General features: G+C 54.1%; 25 protein-coding genes, 1 tRNA gene and 2 pseudogenes. 11 read left to right on the top strand and 17 right to left on the bottom strand.

Annotated elements, in window-relative coordinates; all coding sequences use genetic code 11:
* Positions 1–57: 57 nt before the first annotated feature.
* Positions 58–834, top strand: a complete 777-nt coding sequence (locus CE636_RS17955) for a hypothetical protein (RefSeq protein WP_071600417.1) — start codon at positions 58–60, stop codon at positions 832–834.
* A gap of 161 nt (positions 835–995) precedes the next feature.
* Here CE636_RS17955 and CE636_RS17950 read toward each other — a convergent pair whose 3' ends face one another.
* The 13 genes and pseudogenes from CE636_RS17950 to CE636_RS17890 form a co-directional block, all read right to left on the bottom strand.
* Complete coding sequence (locus CE636_RS17950) at positions 996–2,369, bottom strand: reverse transcriptase domain-containing protein (protein ID WP_032447079.1); 1,374 nt, start codon at positions 2,367–2,369, stop codon at positions 996–998.
* Complete coding sequence (locus CE636_RS17945; protein WP_017900964.1) at positions 2,362–2,901, bottom strand: SLATT domain-containing protein; 540 nt, start codon at positions 2,899–2,901, stop codon at positions 2,362–2,364. Before CE636_RS17945 ends, CE636_RS17950 begins: the two co-directional genes overlap by 8 nt.
* Before the next feature lie 378 nt (positions 2,902–3,279).
* Positions 3,280–3,369: pseudogene (locus CE636_RS17940) on the bottom strand (TA system toxin CbtA family protein); the annotation flags it as partial.
* Between the two features lie 21 nt (positions 3,370–3,390).
* Positions 3,391–3,747 carry a type IV toxin-antitoxin system YeeU family antitoxin gene (locus tag CE636_RS17935; RefSeq protein WP_017900963.1) on the bottom strand — a complete coding sequence of 119 codons (357 nt, stop codon included), beginning with the start codon at positions 3,745–3,747 and terminating at the stop codon, positions 3,391–3,393.
* A gap of 25 nt (positions 3,748–3,772) precedes the next feature.
* Entirely contained in the window at positions 3,773–3,994 is a 222-nt protein-coding gene (locus CE636_RS17930) for a DUF987 domain-containing protein (RefSeq protein ID WP_071600415.1), read from the bottom strand.
* Positions 3,991–4,533: a RadC family protein gene (gene radC / locus CE636_RS17925; protein WP_017900962.1), complete on the bottom strand. Its 543-nt coding sequence runs from the start codon at positions 4,531–4,533 to the stop codon at positions 3,991–3,993. The genes CE636_RS17930 and radC overlap by 4 nt, the downstream gene beginning before the upstream one ends.
* Positions 4,534–4,545: 12 nt before the next feature.
* A complete protein-coding gene (locus CE636_RS17920) occupies positions 4,546–4,983 on the bottom strand; it encodes an antirestriction protein (protein WP_017900961.1) in 438 nt (145 codons plus the stop codon).
* A gap of 74 nt (positions 4,984–5,057) precedes the next feature.
* Complete coding sequence (locus tag CE636_RS17915) at positions 5,058–5,321, bottom strand: DUF905 domain-containing protein (RefSeq protein ID WP_017900960.1); 264 nt, start codon at positions 5,319–5,321, stop codon at positions 5,058–5,060.
* Positions 5,318–6,136 (bottom strand): DUF932 domain-containing protein, encoded by an 819-nt coding sequence (locus tag CE636_RS17910; RefSeq protein ID WP_017900959.1) that lies wholly within the window; start codon positions 6,134–6,136, stop codon positions 5,318–5,320. The genes CE636_RS17915 and CE636_RS17910 overlap by 4 nt, the downstream gene beginning before the upstream one ends.
* 82 nt (positions 6,137–6,218) lie before the next feature.
* Positions 6,219–6,560 (bottom strand): hypothetical protein, encoded by a 342-nt coding sequence (locus tag CE636_RS17905; protein WP_017900958.1) that lies wholly within the window; start codon positions 6,558–6,560, stop codon positions 6,219–6,221.
* Between the two features lie 20 nt (positions 6,561–6,580).
* A complete protein-coding gene (locus CE636_RS17900) occupies positions 6,581–7,045 on the bottom strand; it encodes a hypothetical protein (protein WP_017900957.1) in 465 nt (154 codons plus the stop codon).
* A 28-nt stretch (positions 7,046–7,073) separates the two neighbouring features.
* The gene (locus CE636_RS28810; RefSeq protein WP_052705568.1) at positions 7,074–7,328 is read right to left on the bottom strand and encodes a hypothetical protein; all 255 of its coding nucleotides are present in this window, start codon (positions 7,326–7,328) and stop codon (positions 7,074–7,076) included.
* Positions 7,329–7,539: 211 nt separating this feature from the next.
* Positions 7,540–8,427, bottom strand: a complete 888-nt coding sequence (locus tag CE636_RS17890) for a GTPase family protein (RefSeq protein WP_017900955.1) — start codon at positions 8,425–8,427, stop codon at positions 7,540–7,542.
* Positions 8,428–8,817: 390 nt separating this feature from the next.
* On the opposite strand from CE636_RS17890, the gene CE636_RS17885 reads away from it, so the two are divergent.
* Together CE636_RS17885 and CE636_RS17880 are read left to right on the top strand one after the other, a co-directional pair.
* Positions 8,818–9,567, top strand: a complete 750-nt coding sequence (locus CE636_RS17885; RefSeq protein ID WP_017900954.1) for a restriction endonuclease — start codon at positions 8,818–8,820, stop codon at positions 9,565–9,567.
* 56 nt (positions 9,568–9,623) lie between these two features.
* Positions 9,624–10,792 (top strand): IS3-like element ISEc52 family transposase gene (locus CE636_RS17880; RefSeq protein WP_085929673.1). Its coding sequence is split into 2 segments (ribosomal slippage): positions 9,624–9,873 and positions 9,873–10,792, totalling 1,170 coding nucleotides; the frame shifts between segments, so codons are not numbered across the junction.
* Here CE636_RS17880 and CE636_RS17875 read toward each other — a convergent pair.
* Positions 10,785–11,759 (bottom strand): annotated as a pseudogene (locus tag CE636_RS17875) (tyrosine-type recombinase/integrase); the annotation flags it as partial. The gene CE636_RS17880 and the pseudogene CE636_RS17875 sit on opposite strands and share 8 nt — an antisense overlap.
* A gap of 198 nt (positions 11,760–11,957) precedes the next feature.
* A tRNA-Leu gene (locus CE636_RS17870) sits at positions 11,958–12,042 on the bottom strand.
* 591 nt (positions 12,043–12,633) lie between these two features.
* On the opposite strand from CE636_RS17870, the gene CE636_RS17860 reads away from it, so the two are divergent.
* The 8 genes from CE636_RS17860 (at position 12,634) to CE636_RS17820 (ending at position 21,014) form a co-directional block, all read left to right on the top strand.
* A complete protein-coding gene (locus CE636_RS17860) occupies positions 12,634–13,308 on the top strand; it encodes a carbonic anhydrase (protein ID WP_017899876.1) in 675 nt (224 codons plus the stop codon).
* Positions 13,305–14,774 (top strand): SulP family inorganic anion transporter, encoded by a 1,470-nt coding sequence (locus CE636_RS17855; protein ID WP_017899877.1) that lies wholly within the window; start codon positions 13,305–13,307, stop codon positions 14,772–14,774. The genes CE636_RS17860 and CE636_RS17855 overlap by 4 nt, the downstream gene beginning before the upstream one ends.
* A 111-nt stretch (positions 14,775–14,885) precedes the next feature.
* Positions 14,886–15,905 carry an NADPH-dependent aldehyde reductase Ahr gene (gene ahr, locus CE636_RS17850; RefSeq protein ID WP_004178400.1) on the top strand — a complete coding sequence of 340 codons (1,020 nt, stop codon included), beginning with the start codon at positions 14,886–14,888 and terminating at the stop codon, positions 15,903–15,905.
* Positions 15,906–16,035: 130 nt separating this feature from the next.
* Positions 16,036–16,920 (top strand): carbohydrate ABC transporter permease, encoded by an 885-nt coding sequence (locus CE636_RS17840; protein WP_004146807.1) that lies wholly within the window; start codon positions 16,036–16,038, stop codon positions 16,918–16,920.
* Positions 16,910–17,797, top strand: a complete 888-nt coding sequence (locus CE636_RS17835) for a carbohydrate ABC transporter permease (protein ID WP_017899878.1) — start codon at positions 16,910–16,912, stop codon at positions 17,795–17,797. Before CE636_RS17840 ends, CE636_RS17835 begins: the two co-directional genes overlap by 11 nt.
* Positions 17,798–17,807: 10 nt before the next feature.
* A complete protein-coding gene (locus tag CE636_RS17830; protein ID WP_017899879.1) occupies positions 17,808–18,632 on the top strand; it encodes a phosphodiesterase in 825 nt (274 codons plus the stop codon).
* A 5-nt stretch (positions 18,633–18,637) separates the two neighbouring features.
* Positions 18,638–19,711 (top strand): ABC transporter ATP-binding protein, encoded by a 1,074-nt coding sequence (locus CE636_RS17825; protein WP_017899880.1) that lies wholly within the window; start codon positions 18,638–18,640, stop codon positions 19,709–19,711.
* Entirely contained in the window at positions 19,704–21,014 is a 1,311-nt protein-coding gene (locus CE636_RS17820) for an ABC transporter substrate-binding protein (RefSeq protein ID WP_017899881.1), read from the top strand. Before CE636_RS17825 ends, CE636_RS17820 begins: the two co-directional genes overlap by 8 nt.
* A 186-nt stretch (positions 21,015–21,200) precedes the next feature.
* Here CE636_RS17820 and iolE read toward each other — a convergent pair whose 3' ends face one another.
* Positions 21,201–22,100, bottom strand: coding sequence for a myo-inosose-2 dehydratase (gene iolE, locus CE636_RS17815; RefSeq protein ID WP_002886970.1), 900 nt, complete (start codon positions 22,098–22,100; stop codon positions 21,201–21,203).
* Between the two features lie 23 nt (positions 22,101–22,123).
* Positions 22,124–23,008 carry a sugar phosphate isomerase/epimerase family protein gene (locus CE636_RS17810; RefSeq protein ID WP_004152193.1) on the bottom strand — a complete coding sequence of 295 codons (885 nt, stop codon included), beginning with the start codon at positions 23,006–23,008 and terminating at the stop codon, positions 22,124–22,126.
* Positions 23,009–23,045 lie beyond the last annotated feature (37 nt).

Below are 23,045 nucleotides of genomic sequence, written 5' to 3'. Positions count from 1 at the left end.
TGAATTTAGGTTGATTTAATTTGTAAGGTATTAGGTGAAGTTAATTATGAGGCTAACATGAGTAACTCTGAAAAATTTTGGAATATTGGTCCTCATTCCCCGTTGCCTGTTGAAAAAACATTTCATTCGTTTGTCCGTAAGTATGGGGGGGGTGTTGTTTCTGACATATTACCTGGAAACCCATCCTTTGAAAATGCTGATTATTCGTTTAAAAATAATAATATAATCGGAGAGTTAAAGGAAATCGAGACTGAATTCCTTAACCAAGAAAATGCAAAAATAAAATTTACCGAAATGATGGAAAGGTTATTAAATGAACGCCCAAATTGGAAACCTTCTCTTATGGGAGGGGAAAATGACTATCCCGATTGGTTTAAGATTGAATTTATAAGACTGGCTCGTCCGAGTATTACTAGAATTTTAAAGAAAGCAAACAAGCAAATCAAAGAAACAAAAAAATATTTTCATGTCCCTAATGCAAACGGGGTATTGTTTTTTGTCAATGATGGTTTTACTGGTATTTCACCTTTTTTAGTTCAGGCCTTAGCTTGTGATGCATTAACTCATTCCTATTCCTCAATAGATTGTTTTTTATACATAACCCTCAATCGCTATGTAGAACTCGATGGTTCAAATGAACCTCAATTAATTTGGGCTCCGAGCTACAGTGATCGAGCTGATAATTCCTTTGTTGAGTTTATAGATGATCTGGGACATAATTGGTTTAATTTTTTAGAGGAAAAAATAGGAGGCTTTACGTCTCGACATGAAGAAAGTGACAGAAGTATCCTATTAAATTCTAAAGCAATAATCATCCCACCTCTCCAAAACTGAAAATAGCCTCATTTCAATAATTGATAGTAGGTTGGATGAAACTATCTTTCTAAATCAAAAAGCCAAAGAACTTACAGAATGTTAAGAAGTGATGGTCTTGTTTTACATAAGGGGGAGAGACTCTCCCCCTTAGCAGAGACAAATAAATTTAATATTAAACACTATGAAAAACCAGCGATGTCCTGTTCAAGCTCTTTGACAGACGAGGCGATCTTGTGATTAAACATTCTTACCACTGCCGCATTGTTTAGCTTACTTGCTTCTTCAGTTCCAACCCATAAAGAAACTATCGCTCTTTGTTGCTCGACTGATAAGCCATCAAAGTTTGGGATGTATTTATGGGAACTTTTATCCCCTCGGTGCCACTCATAGAAAGTTTTAATTAGTGATTTCGGTTTGATAATATCTTTTACTTCAAACCGCTTTATCAACTTTGTTATAGTATGATTAACGGTTCGGAGCTGGGTTGTACTTGATATTTGAGAGAAGTAAGCCACCCACCCCATACGCTTTCCATCAAACACACATCCAGTAATGCGTAAATTAAGCTTCCATTGACAGTACGCTATTGCCCGTTGTTTATCTTTCTTACTTTTTGCTTTAGTTAATGCATGCCGATATGCAGTAAATATTTTTGCAAGTGATGATTCAAAACGCAATATACTATCTTTTTTGATTGCAATTCCTTTTGCGCTTACCTCATAGCCTAGAAAATTAAAAGCCTCACTTAGTACCCCCACTTTTGATTTTGAATCAATCCCCCCAATGGGGTGTGGGGTAAGGCCTATATTTTCCAGAGCACCTATAATGCCATCAGCAACTTCGGCAGATTTTCCAGACTGGGTAAGGATAAGGATGTCGTCTACATAACGTTTATACCAAATTTTTGGGATGAGGCTAATTTTTTTGTCAATTTTTTGCAATGCAATTTCTGCCAGAACATTGGAAATAGATAATCCTTGAGGCACTCCGGTTCTATTTTTCACAGAACCTTTACTTCCTGCAGACTCACTGACTGTCGGAGTTGAAATAGCATTACTGATAAGCGTTCTGAACTCAACTTTTCTGATCTTGCTTTTTATCGAGCTTTCAATTAACTCGTGAGGAATTGAAGGGTAAAAATTTTTGAGATCAATTTTAGCAAACTCGGTATATTGTCCAGATTCAATAGCATCTTTGAGTGACTCTATTACTACTTGCGGCAGTGATAGTTTTGCATCAGGAAAGACTTCTGAGAGAGACTCACATAGAGCTCGAAGTGTGATTCGGTCTCGAACAGTTGGAATAGAAATCTGCCGGGGAAAGGAATATGCCCCCTTCGATATTAACTTTTCTTTATATGCAGTAAATTTATAGCTTCCATCAGTAACTTTTCTGGCAATCAATGACAATTCAGTAGCATAATTTTTCTCAAAACCATTTGGTCTAACTCGATCAATGCCAATAGCTCCCGATTCTTTAATTTTTTCGAAATAAATTTTCTTTAAATTTTTTACTGTAAAACATCTCTTAAAACTACGTACAGCACTACTCATAGAGATACCACGCAACTATAACCGGGGTAGTATAGAAAATGAGTAAAACAACATACTTGAACACTGTAAAAAAATAGACTTGGAAATATTCCTTTTTCCTCGGGTGCCGAGACGTCAACTGCGATGAATTGCGTACCCGGAACGTCTTATCGTCCATATCTTGGTGATTTTCTACATCATTCATTAACTCGTCATATTTAACAATATCTTCTGGTTGAACGGTATTTCTTGTACTTATGACATTGTACAAATGTTGCAATGCCAAATAATTTTTTCGCATATTTAACGCTCTGCCGCGGAAATCCCGATTTGCGACAGACAGCGATACACCAAGCAATGTAATTGACAAAATTGCACCAAAAATATCTGTATTTTTACCCAGTAATGTTGGGTATCGGATTGCAACAACCGCTAACGCGGCACCTAAGATAGCGTACCAAACAAGAAGAAATTGCGAATGCGTATCCATCCATTCTAACCGATGGTGTGCCTGAATCCGTGCCTTATAGGTAAACCATACCTTGTTGAGCATGAACATCTCCATATGAGAAGGGGCGAGAGACAGGGAAATTTGAATACTTATTGAACATCCCGCAGGATCAGTGAGCAGAAGCTCAACAGCTAACGCTGTTCTTTATCAGAGCCGCCCTTACCAAAAAGTAAGAGGAAGAACCTGTCTCTCTTACTATAATTTATATCACCGTTCCTAATAATAAATCAACTTAATATCATAGAGTTAAGTTGAAATAATTTTCTTCCGAAACACCTCAGGTGATGATGGTGAAGCAAGCATAAAAATATTGACCTGCTCCCCTCCAATTGATGCTGTTCAGATTTACTAACATCCGCTCTTGGCACAAAGCGGACACTAAGTCTCCGTTTAAAGTCAACTTGGTAAAGACTATGCCGATAGCAGATGAGTAAGTAACATTTGCCAGATAGCGACAGGTGGCGGGCATGACTTCGCTGCACGCAGAGTTGTTGCAGGTAGAAACTTCATTGATGGCTCCCGTGAAAGAAATTAAAGTTGAGTGGGATAAACAGCGATGTATACGTAGCCGCAACTACCAAGCGTATCGGCTTCGCAGGTGAGTCCGTTGTGGTAAAGCGTGACACAGTGCTGATGCCGTGAAGAGAGTTCTCCGCTGGTGAGCATCAGCTCCAGTTGCTTGAGTATCAACGTAAAGGCTTGATCCAGGTGCAGCGTGTCATCATCGCTGAAAGCACCGTTAAACCCGGCTCGGTCAGCGAGAAAATGCACTCGACTGCCTTCCTGTACCAGACGAGCGCCAAAACAGGGTGTAATAGCGCGTTTAAGCTCCCACTGCTGACAGGTGGGATTCTCCGGTTTGGTACCGGGGTCTGAGTGATTGTTCATTATTGTTCCTGATTAAAGGGAAGGATTAATTGAGAGTGACACTTCTAAGAATGACATAGGGACCATTGCGGTCCTGACGGCGTTCAGCAAACACGGCCAAAACACCGCGTATGTCCTGAACTTCCCGGCCAGCATAATGGCAGATACTTCCAGACCATTTATATTTGCCGGTACAGAAGTGAAACAGCCGGGAGCCTGGATGCTGTCGGTACAAAGCCATTGCCTGGCGTTTACTGATGATTTTCATATCCACCCTCGCTCCGCAAACGACACAATGCCATCTGAACCGACGACCAAATGATCAAGCGTGTTCACATCAACCAGTGCCAGGGATTCTTTAAGCCTACCGGTAATGTTGCGATCGCATTGGCTGGGCTCCGGGTCGCCGGATGGATGGTTATGCGCCAGCACGACAGCTGCTGCATTGAAGCGAAGCGCTGACTTCACTACCTCTCGAGGATGGACCTCAACATGGTTAATCGAACCGGCAAATAGCGTTTCACTCTCCAGTAAACGATGCTGGTTATCGAGATAGAGCACCATAAACACTTCCCGTTCTTGTCCTGCCAGCTGTAACCGAAGCCAGTCACGGGCTGCCGTACTTGAGGTAAATGATATGCCTGGCTGACGAAGATATTTATCCAGCAGGTTGATAGCGCGGCGGATGGTCCGTTGGGCATAGGGCGTCAATCCAGATGTCGCGGGGAGCAGACAACCATGCTGGGCCATAACCGTCAGCGGAAAGAGTTCAGGCTGCGATGACACCGGGGATAATACGGTATTCATGTCAGGCATTCCTCAGTCAATGAGATACATAATGGCGCTGCATTCCGGATGGTTCAGCGCGTAGTCGCGTAAGCGATAATAGTGCTCAGTCATCGCGTCACATGCGGTACGACAGGCATGGTGGCTGTATGCCATCAGGCAAACGACTATCCCTGCAGCTTCGCGGGTGAGTCCAGCCCCGTTACCGTTCATTCTGTTAAACAGCGTCCATTTATCTTCGTTGTCTTCATCAGCCTCCGGGGCCATAAACGCGCCCCCGTTGTTAAGCGTATAAAAGGTCCAGATGCCGCCGTGATAATCGGAACACAGACCGTCCATCCAGGCGAAGATTTGGGGCTCAAGTGTTATCCATTGCGGGATGCTGCCAAAGTGCTGCGGCCAGAAGTGGATACGCTGCTCGTCGGCAACAACAGCGGCGGAAATGATGAGTTCATTTGTGGTGTCAGTCATGGGTTTCTCCGGTAATGAAAAGCCAGCGGTTCAGGCTGGCGGGTCAGGGGAAAAATGAATGCGTGGCAATGTGGTTAATAAGGCAGGCGGCTGAGAGGGCCCTGCAGGATGCCGTAGTCCCGGATGTACGCATTAAGCCCGGTCCCGGCCTCCGGTTCAAAGTTCCAGTCCCGCCACAGCATCCGGCCATCCGCATCGCGCAGGACCAGCCGAAAATGGCTTCCCTGGTCATCCTCGAAGAAGATGTTTTGGTATGCCGCGGTGACGTACTCCGCCTGCTGGCGGGTAAAAGGTCCGGCCGGAAGCAGGCTCTGGCCCTTTTCTTTCTGCGCGGTCATGATGCGAGCTCCAGCATGTTTTCAGCCATGACCCAAAGGGCACGATTGAGCTTCACATCCCCATCGATGCCTTTCACTGCGCGGGTATGGGCCCGTTTGCCTTTGGTCGTTCTACCGGACAGACCGCCTTTAATCAGGTTTTCCTGAATGCGCTGGTACGTGGTCCACAGGTCATTGCTCTCATCCTGCCAGCGGCGTGGCGCAAGAATTTGTGACTCTGCGACCGGCTGATGCTCTTCCCCAAAACGGTATGTCAGCGCGGCTCTGGCAAACGCCTGCTGCGCTGGTGGAGGCAGCATCAGCGACTGCATGGCATCCCGCTTCTCCTCCACCCGGTCAAATACGCCCAGCACTTCGTAAGCCCCTTCAGTCACCTTCTCCACTACGTTGCCTTTATGCGGCACACGCACCTCACCAAAGGTTTCGCCACAGACAAGTCCGTTCTGACAGACAAAGCGAAACAGGCCGGGAAGCATCTGGTATGAACTGGAGCCGTCATGGCTGTTGAGGAGGATAATTTCCGGCACCTGCTGGCCGGTAATCTGGCCTTCACGGCGCAGGCGCAGCATATGCTTCGTGTGTTCGCGCTTATCGGGATTACGCACGCGGGTCTGGCAGGCAAAGAACGGCTGAAAGCCCTCCCGCTGCAGATTATCAAGCAGGGTGATGGTGGGAATGTATGTGTAGCGGTCTGAGCGTGATTCATGTTTTTCCTCGCTGAACACGCTTGGCACATAGTGTGCCAGTTCATCACGGGTCAGGGGGCGGTCACGGCGAACCAGGTTCACCGCGCCAAAACGGCTGGCTAAACGCATGGTAGTTTCCTTTCTGAGAGACAAAAGAAAACGCCCCGCTCGGATGAGCAGGGCGTTGATGAATGGGGAACTAAAGTAAGTGTTACTGGCTGGTATTAAAAGACCATAAGCCATGGTCAGTATCTACTGCAATTTCCAGTATTCTGCAGGCCGACATAAACCCTTTACCGACGAACAGCCGGTCCACGGTATTACCGAATCCCAGTCTGACAGGTTTCCAGGGCATCGCTTCGGCATCCTGGCAGTTGCCACGGTTAACGAGAATTTTCTTTACCACCACCGGATCTGACCGGGACGTGATATAGACCTTGCTGTAAAGCGCTCCTGCATTGCTGGGGCCGGCACTTACTGTAAAAGGTGCTTCAGCTGCCACAGCAGAATACGAACCCAGGCCGAGTAATGCGGCGAGTAATATACTTTTCATCAATTTTTCCTTCAGCGATATCAGCGTGCGAACTCAGCCACACAGGAAGAATCTTTATATTCAGGTAAAGTTTTGCCCGCGCCTTTCAGGGTAAAGGTGGCAGGCTTCACGCCATCGCCGGAGACAGTTACCTGTTTACCTGTACGCAGTTTGTCCCACATCCAGGCAAAATTATCCGCCCCTGCATGACTTGCTGTTTCACTGACGTCAGTGGCCTCTTCCCTGTCAATTTTCACCATGATGCGCTGATTACTGTCCGTGCTGACCTGTCGCCCGGATTCATCAGTAAAAATGAGCATTTCAGGTTTGTCACCGTAGCTGTCGCAGGCCAGGTAAAGCTGTGACTGCCCTTTACCCAGAATGGTGTATTCCGCAGTGCCCTGCGCATAGCCGCTGACCCACGCATCGCGGTTGCCAGAAGCCTGAGAGGCACCAGGCATCAGAGCAGTAGTTACCAGCGTTGTAATTAAAAGTACTTTTTTCATGAAGTATTCCTGTCAGAAACCCGCCATGTCACCAGGAGTGGAGGTAATGAACAGCAGGCAGGTCATAAAGATGATGAGTGTGATGAACCAGCAGGTCGCTTTTCCGGGAAGTCGCAGAGGGGGTTTCGTGTGCACTCCCTGACGATAACCAGTACACCAGGCCTGCAGGTATCGGGTCGATAATCAGTCCAGGAATAAACCAGCCCTGGAATGAACGGCTGTTACCGGACGCAATAAATCCCGGCAGCAGGGCCAGTCCGACCCACAGAAGAGTTAATGGCATACGCCTCCCTGAAAACGCGAATCTCCCTGCGATTCATCATATTGATTTCTAATGAATAAAAAAGTAAATGGAGCAGACCCTGAGGGATTCTATAACCTGAAATTGATTGGGGATAATGAATAAACCCGATCGGTTCGATCGACAAAATCGATCGTCGTTAAGCAAAATGACTTATCGATACAACAATTCTGGTTGTGCGGCAGACAGGCGATTAACCAAAGAAAAATCCCCAGAGAGAACGGGCCGCACGGGCGACGGTATGGGTGACGGCCTGCAGTGCACTACGGGCCATCTGCGGTAAAGGAGCCAAATCAATGATCTGGTCAATTACGTCCACTACGGCATCACCGAAACTGCTGCTGGCAGTGCTGATGACAGCTTCCGTGCGATAGCTGGTCTGCAGGTGGGGAACCAGCGGACTGCGGGCCTGCTTTGGGAGCCGGGTTATCATCGCCTCCACCAGACGTGACAGCCGGTAACGCCCCCGGACCGAGACAGGCAGAATATCGGTTTCGGCGATGTTTAACTGCCGGGCGACGGCCTGCACCTTTTGTATAATGCGTTCAGCCTGCAGTGCCGATGGCTGAGCGGACGGCCAGTTCCATTGCTCTGCAGGTTCAGTTTTGTCCACCTGATTGAGTACCCACAACACCGGCGGCAGCAGTCCGCAGTACTGCGCGAATACGTCCCGATAAAACTGCTCTTCAACCGCATAAGCCCGGTCATCGGCTTTGAGTACCCACAGCACCATATCGAGCTGCGGCATCAGTTCACGGTACAGCTCACGATATTCACCGTCACGGGCCTGACTCTCGCCCACGCCGGGCAAATCGACCAGCGTAAGATAATGGTTGCCGAAACGCAGGCGGACACGCTGGGGCTGTCGGGTACAGGCTTCCACTGCATTGACCGCACAGACCTCACTGCGGAACAGGGCGTTGCAGAGCGAAGATTTGCCGACGCCGGTTTTCCCCATAATGCCAATCACAGGTTCATACGTGACGAGCTGGTTAAGCTCCTGCAACAGATGCTGGCGCAACGAGCGCGGATAACGCCGCAGATGGCGGCGAATAAGGGCATAGCCCGAGGGATGCTTCATGCTGACCTCTGAATGAAAAAAAACCACCCGGAATGGATGGTTTTTTGAAGGGAAAGGTAAGGATATTCAGTAAGATGATATATAACTGACAAAAATTTAGACGTCAGCTCTGACAATCGGTTAAAGCGAGCACTGGATGAAGGCTAATGAATTAGATATACGGGTTGACTTGCTCCCCGTAGATTAACACTCTCCAATATCAGTAAAGCCACCTTATGTGAGTCTTTCCAGATTCCGAGGTCACCCGGTCCAATCTGTTCGTTTTCCTGCACGGCACAGGTTTCCGGTAAAATCAGTGCGGTCCCACCTAACGCGCACGAGGCATAGTGCACCAGATGAAAATCAGTTACGTTAAGCAGGATAACCCTACGGAGCTTATAAGAGAGAAAAATGAATAAGAACAGGCAGTATGAAATTTTTACACAGCGACTCTGTAAGACTCTGATGAAAATGTATCCTAATCATGAAGTGAAGCATGACCAGAAGATTGGAGGACATCAGATTGATGTCACCATGACCTTAAGCACGCCACTTGGCAATCATTTGACCCTTGTTGAATGTAAAAATTACAGCTCAACGTTAGAAATGAATATTGCCAGGCAGTTGGGATTCAACATGGAGGATCTCAATGCAAACGGCGTGTTAGTAACAACATGTGGATTTGATCCTGGTGTGATAGACATTGCCAGAAAGAATGGTCGAATGGAGCTTCTGCAGGTGAATTTTACAGAAAAAGAAGGCGGGGAGCTCCACTTTGGCGCCTCGTTTAAGACAAGCCTGAAATATTATTTTGACCCCCAGACTACTACTGCAAGGCAATTTGAAATACTTAATAAACTTAACAGCTCTGGAGCTTTAGCTGAATTAGAGGTATTCCGTGCGGAGGATGGTGAAAGGATTCGCTTTGGTGATCTGCATCATGAACTCCCGATGGATGGTCCGGATGGAGTGAAATATATTGGATTCAACGGCATTTATGTCAGGTTCCCTTCCCCGCTGAATGAAACGGTGCGTCTGGATTCAGCTGAATATACCGTGGTCACAAAGGGCAAGAGATGGCGTGATATTGGGTTTACTCTCAGAGCAACAATCCTGACCGCAAACGTCCTTAATGTTCTTACCGGTGAAGTGGTTTACTGAATTTGGCCACCTGAACAGAGGTGATATGCTCACCTCAGAACAACACAGGTGTCATAATGAAAAAAAGAAATTTCAGCGCAGAGTTTAAACGCGAATCCGCTCAACTGGTCGTTGACCAGAACTACACCGTGGCAGATGCAGCCAGCGCTATGGATGTCGGCCTTTCCACAATGACGCGATGGGTGAAACAATTACGTGATGAACGGCAGGGCAAAACACCAAAAGCCTCCCCCATTACCCCGGAACAAATTGAAATCCGTGAGCTCAGGAAAAAGCTACAACGTATTGAAATGGAAAATGAAATATTAAAAAAGGCTACCGCGCTCTTGATGTCAGACTCCCTGAACAGTTCTCGATAATCGGGAAACTCAGGGCGCGTTATCCTGTGGCCACTCTCTGCCATGTGTTCGGGGTTCATCGCAGCAGCTACAAATACTGGAAAAACCGTCCTGAAAAGCCAGACGGCAGACGGGCTGTATTACGCAGTCAGGTACTTGAACTGCATGGCATCAGCCACGGCTCTGCCGGAGCAAGAAGCATCGCCACAATGGCAACCCAGAGAGGTTACCAGATGGGGCGCTGGCTTGCTGGCAGACTCATGAAAGAGCTGGGGCTGGTCAGTTGCCAGCAGCCGACTCACCGGTATAAGCGTGGCGGTCATGAGCACGTTGCTATCCCGAATCATCTTGAGCGACAGTTCGCCGTAACGGAACCAAATCAGGTGTGGTGCGGTGATGTGACCTATATCTGGACGGGTAAGCGCTGGGCGTACCTCGCCGTTGTTCTCGACCTGTTCGCAAGAAAACCAGTGGGCTGGGCCATGTCGTTCTCGCCGGACAGCAGGCTCACCATGAAAGCACTGGAAATGGCATGGGAAACCCGTGGTAAGCCCGTCGGGGTGATGTTCCACAGCGATCAAGGCAGCCATTATACGAGCAGGCAGTTCCGGCAGTTACTGTGGCGATACCGGATCAGGCAGAGTATGAGTCGGCGTGGAAACTGCTGGGATAACAGCCCAATGGAGCGCTTCTTCAGGAGTCTGAAGAACGAATGGGTGCCGGCGACGGGCTATGTAAGCTTCAGCGATGCAGCTCACGCAATAACGGACTATATCGTTGGATATTACAGCGCACTAAGACCGCACGAATATAATGGTGGGTTACCGCCAAACGAATCAGAAAACCGATACTGGAAAAACTCTAACGCGGTGGCCAGTTTTTGTTGACCACTTCACTCATGGGTTTACGGGGATCGTGATCGCCTACGAAAATCAGCTCTCGATTCCCATTCATGCTTTTAATCTTTTCCAGAATAGTTAAGGCTTGCCGCGACAAAGGAACAAGATGAGGAGTCCGCATCTTTGAACCACGCTGCGAATGTTTAACACCGTCCAACGGTGCACGCTCGCCCGGAATCGTCCACATAGCCGTTTCAAAATCCACTTCTGTCCAGCGAGCAAAACGTAACTCGCTCGAACGGACGAAAACCAGTAACGTCAAATCCACAGCTAACCGCGTTAATGGTCTGCCGGTGTAGTTATCAATACGATGGAGTAACTCAGGAATTCGGTTGAGATCTAGCGCAGCGCGATGCTTTCGTTTAGCTGTTGCGATCGCACCAGCGATCTCTTGTGCAGGATTGTAATCAATTAAGCCGTTCTGTACTGCAAAGCGCATTATTGCCGTTGTTCGCTGTTGAAGACGCGCAGCCACTTCAAGGCGTCCTGACTTTTCCACTGCTTTAATTGGAACCAGTAAGTCACGAGTACCAATATCTTTTATATTTCGCTTCCCAACTGAAGCAAATATATTGTCTTCGAGGCTTTTCAATACACGAGCACTATGCGATGCGGACCACTTCTGATTGCTGGCATGCCATTCTCGGGCAACCACTTCAAACGTTATCGCTTCCTGCTCTTGTTCTACCTTAACAGCTTTCTTATTCTCACTAGGGTCGACGCCGTTAGCTAATAGCTTACGGGCCTCATCCCGGCGTGCCCGGGCATCCGCCAATGACACTTCAGGGTATTTCCCCAGCGCCAGCATCTTCTCTTTGCCACCGAAGCGATAACGTAGCCGCCAGTATTTGGAGCCGTTAGGGTGAACCAGCAAAACCATGCCGTCGCCATCAGTCAGCTTATAGGCTTTTGCTTCAGGCTTTGCCGAACGAACCTTCACATCACTCAGAGCCATAATGAGTATCCTTTCAAGGGTTCTGTGTGGGTACAAACATTATCGAACCGCGATATACCCGCAGTTGTACCCGCATCAGTAAGTTGATGTAGATTGAATCAGGTTGACTTAGGTTGAGTGAAAAAGCGAGGAAAACCTTGCGGATACTGGATTTCAGGCACAAAAAAAGACGTCCGTTGACGTCTATTGATGTTCCGATGGTGCCGAAGGCCGGACTCGAACCGGCACGTATTTCTACGGTTGATTTTGAATCAACTGCGTCTACCGATTTCGCCACTTCGGCACTGAAGGGGATGCGGAAACGTTCTGGATTATACCTGTCGGCGGCGGTCATGCAAGCGACAGCGTGCCGTCATTGCGCTAAGTGTTGAAAAAAACAGCGCTATCCTGCGCGGCGTCACCTTTTGCTGCCGTTCCATAGCGCGACTGCCACCAGCCCCCTCCTCTCACCCTCCCGCAAATCCAACTCCACTTGCCAGCCGTTCCCCCTTCTCCCCCAGCACTCCCAAATCCCACTCAAATTCATCTCAAATTATTCTCACATCACTCTCGCCCGCATCCCCATCACAATCCATCTCTCCCCAAACAAATCCACTCACCAATCGCCAAATATCCCCCTAATCCCACCCACCATCATTCCTATATATTCCAGAAAGTTTTAGCCAATACCTTTTTGTTATTCATCCGTTCCCGCAGCTGTGTATTAATTTCATCAATATTTTTATAACTTTACATTAATGAAAAGTTTTCTTTTTGCCGTTTATTCCAGGATTTTCCTCAGGCGTGAAGGGTTCCGGTAAACACTATTTTTACTAGTCGCTGTACGAGTCTTGATGGACATATTCACTCGATGAATTAACTCAGGAGAATACTTGTGACGACGTTAAAACCTTTGCTGGCCCGCAACCGCAGCTGGGCGCTGCAGAAGTGTCAGCATGATCCGGACTATTTCGAAAAATGGGTCGACGGGCAGCGGCCCCACTCGCTGTGGATCGGCTGCTCCGACAGCCGCGTTCCCGCCGAGGTGCTCACCGGCAGCCAGCCCGGCGAGCTCTTTGTCCACCGTAATATCGCCAACATGCTCGACCCCGCCGACGACAACGTCATGAGCGTCCTGCAGTATGCTTTGCATTACCTTGAGGTGGAGCGGGTGGTGCTCTGCGGCCACTACGGCTGCGGCGGCGTGCAGGCGGCGCTCTCTCTGCCCACCCTGCCGCTGGCGCAGGAGTCCTCGGCGCTGGCTCGCCGCATCGGCCAGCTGCGCCACACCCTGCATCATGAAATGGTGCAGATCGCCGATGGATGTGGTGTTGCGGCCTCCTCCGGCGCCAGCGCCAGCACCGATTCGGAGCGCTCTCGCCATGCGCTGGACGCCCTGGTGGAAGCCAACGTTCGCGCCCAGTTCGCCCGTCTGCTGGAGAGTGAGCCGGTGCAGACGGTGCTCGCCAGCGGGCGGCCGCTCAGCCTGCACGGCTGCGTCTACGATCTGGCTTCCGGCCATTTAACCACCCTCGTCGAACACCTCTCACCGCAGGAGCACGCCCCATGAACACGCTTCGTCAGGACTCTCTCGCCGGCATCGTCGTCTTCCTTGTCGCCCTGCCGCTGTGCCTCGGCATCGCCCAGGCCAGCGGCTTACCGCCCTTCGTCGGCCTGCTGACCGGCATCATCGGCGGCCTGGTCGTCACCGCCCTCAGCCCCTCCCGCTTCGCCGTCAGCGGCCCCGCCGCCGGACTGGTCACCATCGTCGTCGCCGCCATTGAATCCCTGGGTTCCTTCTCCGTCTTCCTGATGGCGCTGGTGCTGGCCGGCGTGCTGCAGCTACTGTTCGGCATCCTGCGGGCCGGGCGCTTTATCTCGCTGGTTCCCGCCAGCGTCATCAAAGGTATGCTGGCGGCGATCGGCATCCTGCTGATTATGCAGCAGATCCCTGTCGCGCTCGGCACGGCGGAAGAGACCGGGCTTGCCGATGTGGTTCAGGGCAATGCCGCTTTCTCCGTCACTGCGATTGCCGTGGCCGCGGGCGGCCTGCTGGTGCTCTGGCTGTGGGGTTCGCCGCTTATCCGCCGGGTGAAGAGCCTGCGCTGGATCCCCGGGCCGCTGATCGCCGTCCTGCTCGGCTGCGTGACCACCCTGCTGCTGACCCATTTTGCGCCGCAGCAGCTGGCCGCTCTGCCGCGTATTACCCTGCCGGCGTTCGGCAGCCTCGGCGATCTGCTGGGCGAGCTGGAGTCTCCCGCATGGAGCGCGTGGCGCAATCCGTCGGTGTGGGTGGTGGCGGTAACCCTGGCGCTGGTCGCCAGCCTCGAAACCCTGCTCAGCCAGGAGGCGCTGAAAAAGCTGCGCCCGCAAAATCCGCCGCCTTCGCCGAACCGCGAAATGGTCGCCCAGGGCGTGGGCAATCTGCTCTCCGGCGTGCTGGGGGCGATGCCGATCACCGCGGTGATCGTCCGCAGCTCGGTGAACGTCAGCAACGGTGCGCAGAGCAAACTGTCGATCTTTATCCACGGCGTACTGCTGCTGATCTGCGGCCTGTGGTTCAGCGGCCTGCTGACCCTGATCCCGCTCGCCAGCCTCGCCGCCGTGCTGCTGTATACCGGCTATAAGCTGGCGACGCCGCGGCTGTTCATCGAGCAGTTCCGCCAGGGGGCGGCGCAGTACGTCCCGTTCCTCGCCACCATCGGCGGGATTATCGCCTTCGGCATGCTGGCGGGGATCGGGATTGGTCTTGCCACCCAGATGGCGTTCAGCCTCTGGCGCAGCCATCGCCACTCGCTGCAGCTGGCGCGCTACGATGACCACTACGTGCTGCGCATCCAGCAAAATCTGACCTTTATGCACAATCCGCATCTGCTGGCCCTGCTGGCGAAAATTCCGGAAAAGAGTGTGGTGATCGTCGAGCACGACAGCGTCGGCTATCTGGACCCGGACGTGCGGGCGGTGCTGGATGATTTTGCCGAGAACGCGCCGCAGCGCGGCATCCGCCTTAATCAGTGGCCGCTGGCCAGCCGCTGAGCTTAACGGGCGGCTGGTCCGCCCGCTTCGCGACCCCTCCGATTGCCAAGCGCCGTGGAATACCATGCTCTACACTTTCTGGGTTATCACGCCAACCCCAAGGAAATAAACATGAGCATCATTAAAAGCTACGCCGCCAAAGAAGCGGGCGCCGATCTGTCGCTGTGGGAGTACGATGCCGGCGAGCTGCAGCCGGAAGATGTTGAAGTTGAAGTGGAATACTGCGGGATCTGCCATTCGGATCTGTCGATGATCGACAACGAATGGGGGATGTCGAGCTACCCGCTGGTGGCCGGTCACGAGGTGATTGGCCGGGTGGCGGCGCTGGGCAGCGCGGCGCAGGATAAAGGGCTGAAGATTGGCCAGAAGGTCGGCATCGGCTGGACGGCGCGCAGCTGCGGCCATTGCGACGCCTGCATCAGCGGCAACCAGATCAACTGTCTGGAAGGCTCGGTGCCGACCATTCTCAACCGCGGCGGCTTCGCCAATAAGCTGCGCGCCGACTGGCAGTGGGTGATCCCCCTGCCGGAGAGCATCGATCTGGCGTCCGCCGGCCCGATGCTGTGCGGCGGCATCACCGTCTTTAAACCGCTGCTGACCCACCACGTCACCGCCACCAGCCGCGTCGGGGTGATCGGCATCGGCGGCCTCGGCCATATCGCCATTAAGCTGCTGCGGGCGATGGGCGCGGAAGTGACCGCCTTCAGCTCCAACCCGGCCAAAGAGCAGGAAGTGCTGGCGATGGGCGCCGATCGCGTGGTCAACAGCCGCGATCCCGAAGCCTTAAAAGCGCTGGCCGGCCAGTTTGACCTGATCATCAACACCGTGGCTGTGGACCTCGACTGGCAGCCGTACTTCGAAGCCCTGGCTTACGGCGGCAACTTCCATACCGTCGGCGCGGTGATGAAGCCGTTCCCGGTGCCGGCCTTTACCCTTATCGGCGGCGACCGCAGCATTTCCGGCTCGGCGACCGGCAACCCGTCCGAACTGCGCACGCTGATGAAGTTCGCCGGGCGCAGCAAAGTGGCCCCGACCACCGAGCTGTTCCCGATGTCACAAATTAACGAAGCGCTGAAGCACGTTCGCGAAGGCAAAGCCCGCTACCGCGCGGTGCTGAAAGCCGACTTCTGATGGTTCTCTCCCGCCGGGCGGCCCGCTCGCCCGGCGTTTTCCCCGTCGCTTCATCAAACCGTCATCTCCCCGCCATGCCTCTGTAGTCATTGCTTCCCACAATCCGGGCTTCGATAAATGGCTGAACGAGATGCGCGTCACCATGAGAAAGACCTGGCTTCCCTGGCTGATCCTGTCGCCTTCCCTGCTGTTTTTACTGCTGTTTACCTGGTTCCCGCTGGGGCGTTCGGTGTATGACAGCCTGTTTGATACCCGCATGGCCAGCGACGGCGCACAGTACGTCGGGCTGGATAACTTCGCCCGCCTGTTTGCCGATAACGTCTTCTGGCAGTCGCTGGGCAATAACCTGCTCTATATCCTGCTGACGGTGGTGCCCGGGGTGACCCTCGCCCTGCTGCTGGCGGTGGCGCTGAGCGAGAACCATCGCGTCAACCGCTGGCTGCGCACCGCCTTCTTCTTCCCGATGATTATCCCGATGGTCAGCGCCGCCGCGCTGTGGCTGTTTATCTTTATGCCCGGCCTCGGCCTGCTCGACCACTATCTGGCGAAGCTGTTCGGGCCGATGAACAACAACTGGCTGGGGCGCAGCAACAGCGCGCTGCTGGCCCTGGCGCTGATTGGCGTGTGGAAGTTCGCCGGCTACTACATGCTGTTTTTCCTCGCCGGGCTGCAGAGCATTCCGGCCTCGACGCGGGAAGCGGCGCTGATGGAAGGGGCCACCCGCACCCAGGTATTTTTTAAAGTGACGCTGCCGCTGCTGCGCCCGACGCTGAGCTTTGTAATCACCACCGCGCTGATCTACTCCATTACCCAGATCGATCACGTGGCGGTAATGACCCGCGGCGGGCCGGACAACGCCACCACCGTGCTGCTCTATTACATCCAGAATCTCGCCTGGGATACCCACGACCTCGGTAAAGCCTCCGCCGCCACCTTCCTGACCCTGGCCGGGCTGTTCGCCTTCTCGCTGATTAACCTGAAACTGCTGGAGAAAGGAGCCCACTATGAGCGCTGACATCTCGCCGCTGCTGGTCCGCTCGCCCACCGCTACGCGTCCACTGTGGTTGCGCCTGCGCCGCTCGTCGCCCTTTACGCTCACAGTATTAATGTGCTGCCTGGCGCTGCTGTGGATCAGCCCGTTTATCTGGATGCTGGCCACCTCGTTCAGCGCCACCACCTTCGGGGAAGATATGGCCTCGCTGCTGCCGTGCCTGCCGCTGACCCTCGATAACTTCCGCGACGCCTGGAACAGCGCCGACTGGCTGAGCCTGTACGCCAACACCCTTATCTTCACCTTCGGCACCTTCTTTGTGCAGCTGTTGACCATCACCACCGCCGGGTACGTCTTCGCCTGCCACGAGTTTCGCGGCAAGCAGACGCTGTTTCTCCTGTTCCTGGTGCAGCTGATGATCATGCCGGTAGTGATGATGGTGCCGAACATGCTGACCCTGAAAACCTTCGGCCTGCTCAACACCCTCACCGGGGTGATGATGCCCTACTTCACCTCGGCGTTCGGCGTGTTCCTGATGCGTCAGGCGTTCCTCGCCATCCCGAAAGAGCTGGAGGAGGCGGCGCTGATGGAGGGCTGCCGCTGGTGGCAGGTGTTGTTCCGCGTGCTGCTGCCGATGTCCTGGCCGTCGGTGCTGGCCTTCGCCACCGTCAGCATTACCTACCACTGGAACGAGTACCTGTGGCCGCTGATGATGCTCAACGATCCCGATAAGCAGGTGCTGACCGTCGGGCTGGTCTCCTTCGCCATGGGCGCCGAATCCGGCGGCCAGTGGGGCACCATCGGCGCCGGGACGCTGATGGTCTGCCTGCCGCTGATGCTGGCGTTCATCCTTTTTCAGAAACAGTTCCTGCGGAGCTTCGGCTTCTCCGGGATCAAATAAGGAGTGATTCATGCTGTTAGCGCACATTTCCGATACCCATTTCCGCAGCCGCGGCGAGAAGCTGTACGGCTTTATCGACGTCAACGCCGCCAACGCCGACGTGGTCTCGCAGCTTAACGCGCTGCGCGAGCGCCCGGACGCGGTGGTGGTGAGCGGGGATATCGTCAACTGCGGCCGCCCGGAGGAGTATCAGATGGCCCGCCAGATCCTCGGCAGCCTGAACTATCCGCTGTATCTGATCCCCGGCAACCACGACGACAAAGCCCATTTTCTGGAGCATCTTCACCCGCTGTGCCCGCAGCTGGGCAACGATCCGCAAAATATGCGCTATGCGGTGGATGACTTCGCCACCCGCCTGCTGTTTATCGATTCCAGCCGCGCCGGCACCTCGAAGGGCTGGCTGACCGACGAGACCATCGGCTGGCTGGAAGCCCAGCTGTTCGAGGGCGGCGACAAACCGGCGACCATCTTTATGCACCACCCGCCTCTGCCGCTGGGCAATGCGCAGATGGACCCGATCGCCTGCGAAAACGGCCACCGTCTGCTGGCGCTGGTGGAGCGTTTCCCGTCGCTGACGCGCATCTTCTGCGGCCATAACCACAGCCTGACCATGACCCAGTATCGCCAGGCGCTGATCTCCACTATCCCTGGTACCGTCCATCAGGTGCCGTACTGCCACGAAGACACCCGGCCCTATTACGACCTCTCCCCGGCTTCATGCCTGATGCACCGCCAGGTCGGCGAGCAGTGGGTGAGCTACCAGCACTCGCTGGCCCACTACGCCGGCCCCTGGCTGTACGACGAAAACATCAGTTGCCCAACGGAAGAGCGCTAACCGCCATGCTCAGTCTGCAAAACATCAGTAAACGTTTCGACGGCAAACCGGCGCTCAGCGCCCTGTCGCTGGATATTCACGAAGGTGAATTCGTGGTGCTGGTCGGCCCGTCGGGCTGCGGGAAAAGCACCCTGCTGCGCCTGCTCGCCGGCCTGGAGCCGGTCAGCGAAGGCCAAATCTGGCTGCATGATGAGAACATCACCGCCGCCACGCCGCGCGAGCGCAACTTCGCGATGATCTTCCAGAACTATGCCCTGTTTCCGCATCTGTCGGTGCGCGACAACATCACCTTCGGCATGAAAGTGCGCAAGGAAGAGAAAAGCAGCTGGCAGCCACGGGTGGATAAAGTGGCGCAGATGCTGCAGCTGGAGGCGCTGCTCGACCGCAAACCGGCGAAGCTCTCCGGCGGCCAGCGCCAGCGGGTGGCGATGGCCCGGGCGATCGTGCGCAATCCGCGGCTGTTCCTGATGGACGAGCCGCTCTCCAACCTCGACGCCCGCCTGCGCAGCGAAGTGCGCGACAGCATTATGGCCCTCCACCAGCAGCTGAAAACCAGCACGATCTATGTGACCCACGATCAGACCGAGGCGATGTCGATGGCCGACCGCATCGTGGTGATGAACGGCGGCCACGTACAGCAGGTCGGGCGCCCGGAGTATCTGTACGCCAACCCGGCCAACCTGTTCGTCGCCGGGTTTATCGGTTCGCCGGCGATGAACCTGCTGTCGCTGCCCTGCGCCAATGGTGAAGTACTGTTGGGAGAACAGCGCTATCCGCTGCCGCCGCGCCACCGGGATCAGACCCGCGTCTGGCTGGGCGTTCGCCCGGAACATATTACCGACCGCGTGGAGGAGGGCCATCTGCGCCTCCCGGCCACCGTTCTGCAACGAGAACTGATGGGAGCCGACTACCTGCTCCACGTCAGCACCCCGATCGGCACCCTGCGCTTTAGCCGCCGCCACCGCGGCACGGTGCCGGAGAAAGGCGAGTCGCTACTGGTCGGCTTCTCGCCTGCCGATGTGCATCTTTTTCATGCTGAGACCCAGCATAATTTACTGATGGAGTGTAATCATGTTTAAACCTCTTACGGTAGTCGCGGTTGGCCTCAGTCTTGCCCTGAGCGGCGCGGCGCTGGCAAAAGAGAAAATAGACTTCATGTTCCCGGCGCCGGTGGACGGCAAGCTGACCATGGAGATGACCCGCGTCATTAAGCAATTCAACGACTCGCAGCAGGATGTCGAAGTGCGCGGCATCTTCACTGGCAACTACGACACCACCAAGATCAAAGCCGAATCGGCGCAGAAGGCCGGCCAGCCGCCGGCGCTGGTGATCATGTCCGCCAACTTCACCACCGATCTGGCGCTGAAGGATGAGATCCTGCCGATGGACGAGCTGTTTAAATATGGCGATCAAAAGGCTGGCGATTTTCTGCAAAAGGAATTCTGGCCCGCGATGCATAAGAACGCCCAGGTGATGGGCACCACCTATGCGATCCCGTTCCATAACTCGACGCCGATCCTCTACTACAACAAGACGATGTTCGATCGGGCCGGGATCAAACAGCCGCCGCAGACCTGGGCCGAGCTGCTGGCTGATGCCAAAAAGCTGACCGACGAGAGCAAAGGCCAGTGGGGGATCATGCTGCCGTCGACCAACGACGACTACGGCGGCTGGATCTTCTCGGCGCTGGTACGCGCCAACGGCGGGAAATACTTTAACGAAGACTATCCGGGCGAGGTCTATTACAACTCGCCGACCGCCATCGGCGCCCTGCGCTTCTGGCAGGATCTGATTTACAGGGACAAGGTGATGCCGTCCGGGGTGCTGAACTCGAAGCAGATCAGCGCCGCGTTCTTCTCCGGTAAGCTCGGGATGGCGATGCTCAGCACTGGCGCGCTGGGCTTTATGCGCGAGAACAGCAAAGACTTTGAGCTTGGGGTGGCGATGCTGCCGGCCAAAGAGCAGCGCGCGGTGCCGATCGGCGGCGCCAGCCTGGTGAGCTTTAAAGGCATCAGCGATGCGCAGAAGAAAGCGGCGTATCAGTTCCTGACCTATCTGGTGAGCCCCGACGTGAACGGCGCATGGAGCCGCTTTACAGGCTACTTCTCGCCGCGCAAGGCGTCATACGATACGCCGGAGATGAAGGCCTATCTGCAGCAGGATCCGCGGGCGGCGATCGCCCTTGAGCAGCTTAAGTACGCCCATCCGTGGTACTCCACCTGGGAGACCGTAGCGGTGCGTAAGGCGATGGAGAACCAGCTGGCGGCGGTGGTTAACGATGCCAAAGTGACGCCGGAAGCGGCGGTTCAGGCGGCGCAGAAGGAAGCCGACGCGCTGATGAAACCTTATGTGGATAAGACCGCGCTGGCGGAAGTGAAGTGACGCTTTACCCGTCATCCTCACCCTCACCCTGGCCCTCTCCCTGAGGGAGAGGGGACGGTTCGGCGCTGTGGTTGAGCCCTAATCCCGGGAGAGGGAACTGTCCGGCGCCGTGGTTGAGCCCTGGGTCCGGTTGAGGAAGGAAAAAAAGCAGGCCATACCCGGTATGGCCTGAAAATGTCACAACGATTAGATCCCTGCCGTTTCGCGGATATATTTGCGCGCTTTGACGGCGTATTCGAAAGGATTGGCCAGAGCAGGATCCTGCTCGGCTTCCACCACCATCCAGCCTTTATAGCCAAAGTCGTCCAGCAGCTTGAACACCGGACGGAAATCGATCACCCCGTCGCCCGGGACGGTGAAGGTGCCTTTTTTCACGCCGTCGAGGAACGACAGGCCGTCGCGGCGCACCTGGTCGATCACCGGCGGACGGACGTCTTTCAGGTGAACGTGGTTGATGCGCGGCAGATACTTTTTGAGGATCGCCAGCATCGGCGCTTCGCCGCCTTCGGAATACCAGGCGTGGCCGGTGTCGAACAGCAGGAAGACGCGCTCGTCCACCAGCGACATAAACTTGTCGATTTCCGCAGTGGTCTGGATGCCGGTGCCCATGTGGTGGTGCAGACAGACCTGCATCCCCTTCTCCGCCGCCAGGCGACCGAGGGTGTTATAGCCTTCCGCTACCCGCTGCCACTCTTCGTCGCTGAAGCACGGCTTCGCATCGCCGAGGATCGGTTTATCCAGCCCCTGGATGCTGCCGCTCTGCTCGGAGCAGCCAATCACTTTCGCCCCCATCGCATGCAGGAAATTCATGTGATTGACGAATTCATCAATGGTTTTTTCCCGCTGGCCGTTGGCGAAAAAGGTGCTGAACCAGGCGTTGCAGATCTGAATGCCGCGGATATCCAGCATCGGCTTGAGGACCGCCGGGTCGCGCGGATATTTGCTGCCGACTTCGCTGCCGGTAAAGCCGGCCAGCGCCATTTCGCTGACGATCTGCTGGAAGGTGTTTTCGCTGCCGAGTTCCGGCATATCATCGTTAGTCCAGCCGATCGGGGCGATAGCCAGTTTGACGTTATCTTTGTTCATAGTAGGGCTCCTGCCGCTGCGCCTTAACGGCGCAGCAATTCACGTTCAATGAGTTCACGGGTTTCCACTGCCTGGTATTTCATTTTTTCCGGGTAGCCAAACAGCGAGGTGGCGACAATCGGCTCCCCGCCGACCTTGAAGGTCTGCTCGGCGAATTTCATTTCGCGCAGGGTGCGGAACAGCGCGTCGAAATCCACATCCCCTTCTCCGACGCCTACGTGCTGGTGCACCACGGCATCCACGCCCGGCGGGTTAACGATATAGCGGCAATGTTTCGTATGATTGCGGGTGTCCGCAATCAGGACATGGGAGAGATCGCTCCCGGCGTAGCGCAGCATGCTCGCCACGTCGCCGACGCCTTTGTCGTAGAAAAAGGTGTGCGGCACGCTGTAGACGTACTTCACGTTATCGCTGCGGAACGACTTCACGATATCGACGGTTTCATTGTTCTCTTCGCAGAAATCCCAGGGATGCGCCTGGATCTCCACGCGGATGCCTTCCCGCTCAAAAATCGGCAACAGCTCTTCCATCGAGCGATAGAACATTTCATCGCAGATTTCGGGCTGATTCGGATCGCCGGAGAACTCGGTGTTGATCACCTGAACGCCCATCTCCACCGCAATTTCCACCAGCCGTTTCCAGTTTTTCACCGCCGCCTGACGGCGCAGTTCGTCCGGGCCGGACCAGCGGTAGACGCAGATAAACGACGACAGCTCAAGGCCGGTATCGCGCAGCGCCTGCTTGTACTCCGCCATGATCTCCCGGCTGGCGCGCGGGTGCTTGTAGAACGGGTTAATCTGCGGGTGCGGCGACTGTTCAATGTACTTGTAGCCCCACTCCGCTACCTGATGGACCATGCGGGTGATCCCGAGGTCCTTAATCACATCCACATCAAAGGCAATTTTCATCGTCGTTACCTGTGCAAAGAAGTTCCGTCAGCAAAAC

This window comes from Klebsiella sp. LY (genome assembly GCF_004010915.1).
Classification (GTDB): domain Bacteria; phylum Pseudomonadota; class Gammaproteobacteria; order Enterobacterales; family Enterobacteriaceae; genus Klebsiella; species Klebsiella quasipneumoniae.
Note: the sequence above shows the minus strand (reverse complement) of the source record. Positions and strands in the feature narration are given on the sequence as shown.

Bases quoted from the DNA above. Each gene is read 5' to 3' on its own strand.
- CE636_RS17955 (WP_071600417.1), top strand. From the start codon at position 58: ATGAGTAACTCTGAAAAATTTTGGAATATTGGTCCTCATTCCCCGTTG.
- CE636_RS17950 (WP_032447079.1), bottom strand. From the start codon at position 2,369: ATGAGTAGTGCTGTACGTAGTTTTAAGAGATGTTTTACAGTAAAAAAT.
- CE636_RS17945 (WP_017900964.1), bottom strand. From the start codon at position 2,901: ATGCTCAACAAGGTATGGTTTACCTATAAGGCACGGATTCAGGCACAC.
- CE636_RS17935 (WP_017900963.1), bottom strand. From the start codon at position 3,747: ATGAACAATCACTCAGACCCCGGTACCAAACCGGAGAATCCCACCTGT.
- CE636_RS17930 (WP_071600415.1), bottom strand. From the start codon at position 3,994: ATGAAAATCATCAGTAAACGCCAGGCAATGGCTTTGTACCGACAGCAT.
- radC (WP_017900962.1), bottom strand. From the start codon at position 4,533: ATGAATACCGTATTATCCCCGGTGTCATCGCAGCCTGAACTCTTTCCG.
- CE636_RS17920 (WP_017900961.1), bottom strand. From the start codon at position 4,983: ATGACTGACACCACAAATGAACTCATCATTTCCGCCGCTGTTGTTGCC.
- CE636_RS17915 (WP_017900960.1), bottom strand. From the start codon at position 5,321: ATGACCGCGCAGAAAGAAAAGGGCCAGAGCCTGCTTCCGGCCGGACCT.
- CE636_RS17910 (WP_017900959.1), bottom strand. From the start codon at position 6,136: ATGCGTTTAGCCAGCCGTTTTGGCGCGGTGAACCTGGTTCGCCGTGAC.
- CE636_RS17905 (WP_017900958.1), bottom strand. From the start codon at position 6,560: ATGAAAAGTATATTACTCGCCGCATTACTCGGCCTGGGTTCGTATTCT.
- CE636_RS17900 (WP_017900957.1), bottom strand. From the start codon at position 7,045: ATGAAAAAAGTACTTTTAATTACAACGCTGGTAACTACTGCTCTGATG.
- CE636_RS28810 (WP_052705568.1), bottom strand. From the start codon at position 7,328: ATGCCATTAACTCTTCTGTGGGTCGGACTGGCCCTGCTGCCGGGATTT.
- CE636_RS17890 (WP_017900955.1), bottom strand. From the start codon at position 8,427: ATGAAGCATCCCTCGGGCTATGCCCTTATTCGCCGCCATCTGCGGCGT.
- CE636_RS17885 (WP_017900954.1), top strand. From the start codon at position 8,818: ATGAATAAGAACAGGCAGTATGAAATTTTTACACAGCGACTCTGTAAG.
- CE636_RS17855 (WP_017899877.1), top strand. From the start codon at position 13,305: ATGAACACGCTTCGTCAGGACTCTCTCGCCGGCATCGTCGTCTTCCTT.
- ahr (WP_004178400.1), top strand. From the start codon at position 14,886: ATGAGCATCATTAAAAGCTACGCCGCCAAAGAAGCGGGCGCCGATCTG.
- CE636_RS17840 (WP_004146807.1), top strand. From the start codon at position 16,036: ATGCGCGTCACCATGAGAAAGACCTGGCTTCCCTGGCTGATCCTGTCG.
- CE636_RS17835 (WP_017899878.1), top strand. From the start codon at position 16,910: ATGAGCGCTGACATCTCGCCGCTGCTGGTCCGCTCGCCCACCGCTACG.
- CE636_RS17830 (WP_017899879.1), top strand. From the start codon at position 17,808: ATGCTGTTAGCGCACATTTCCGATACCCATTTCCGCAGCCGCGGCGAG.
- CE636_RS17825 (WP_017899880.1), top strand. From the start codon at position 18,638: ATGCTCAGTCTGCAAAACATCAGTAAACGTTTCGACGGCAAACCGGCG.
- CE636_RS17820 (WP_017899881.1), top strand. From the start codon at position 19,704: ATGTTTAAACCTCTTACGGTAGTCGCGGTTGGCCTCAGTCTTGCCCTG.
- iolE (WP_002886970.1), bottom strand. From the start codon at position 22,100: ATGAACAAAGATAACGTCAAACTGGCTATCGCCCCGATCGGCTGGACT.
- CE636_RS17810 (WP_004152193.1), bottom strand. From the start codon at position 23,008: ATGAAAATTGCCTTTGATGTGGATGTGATTAAGGACCTCGGGATCACC.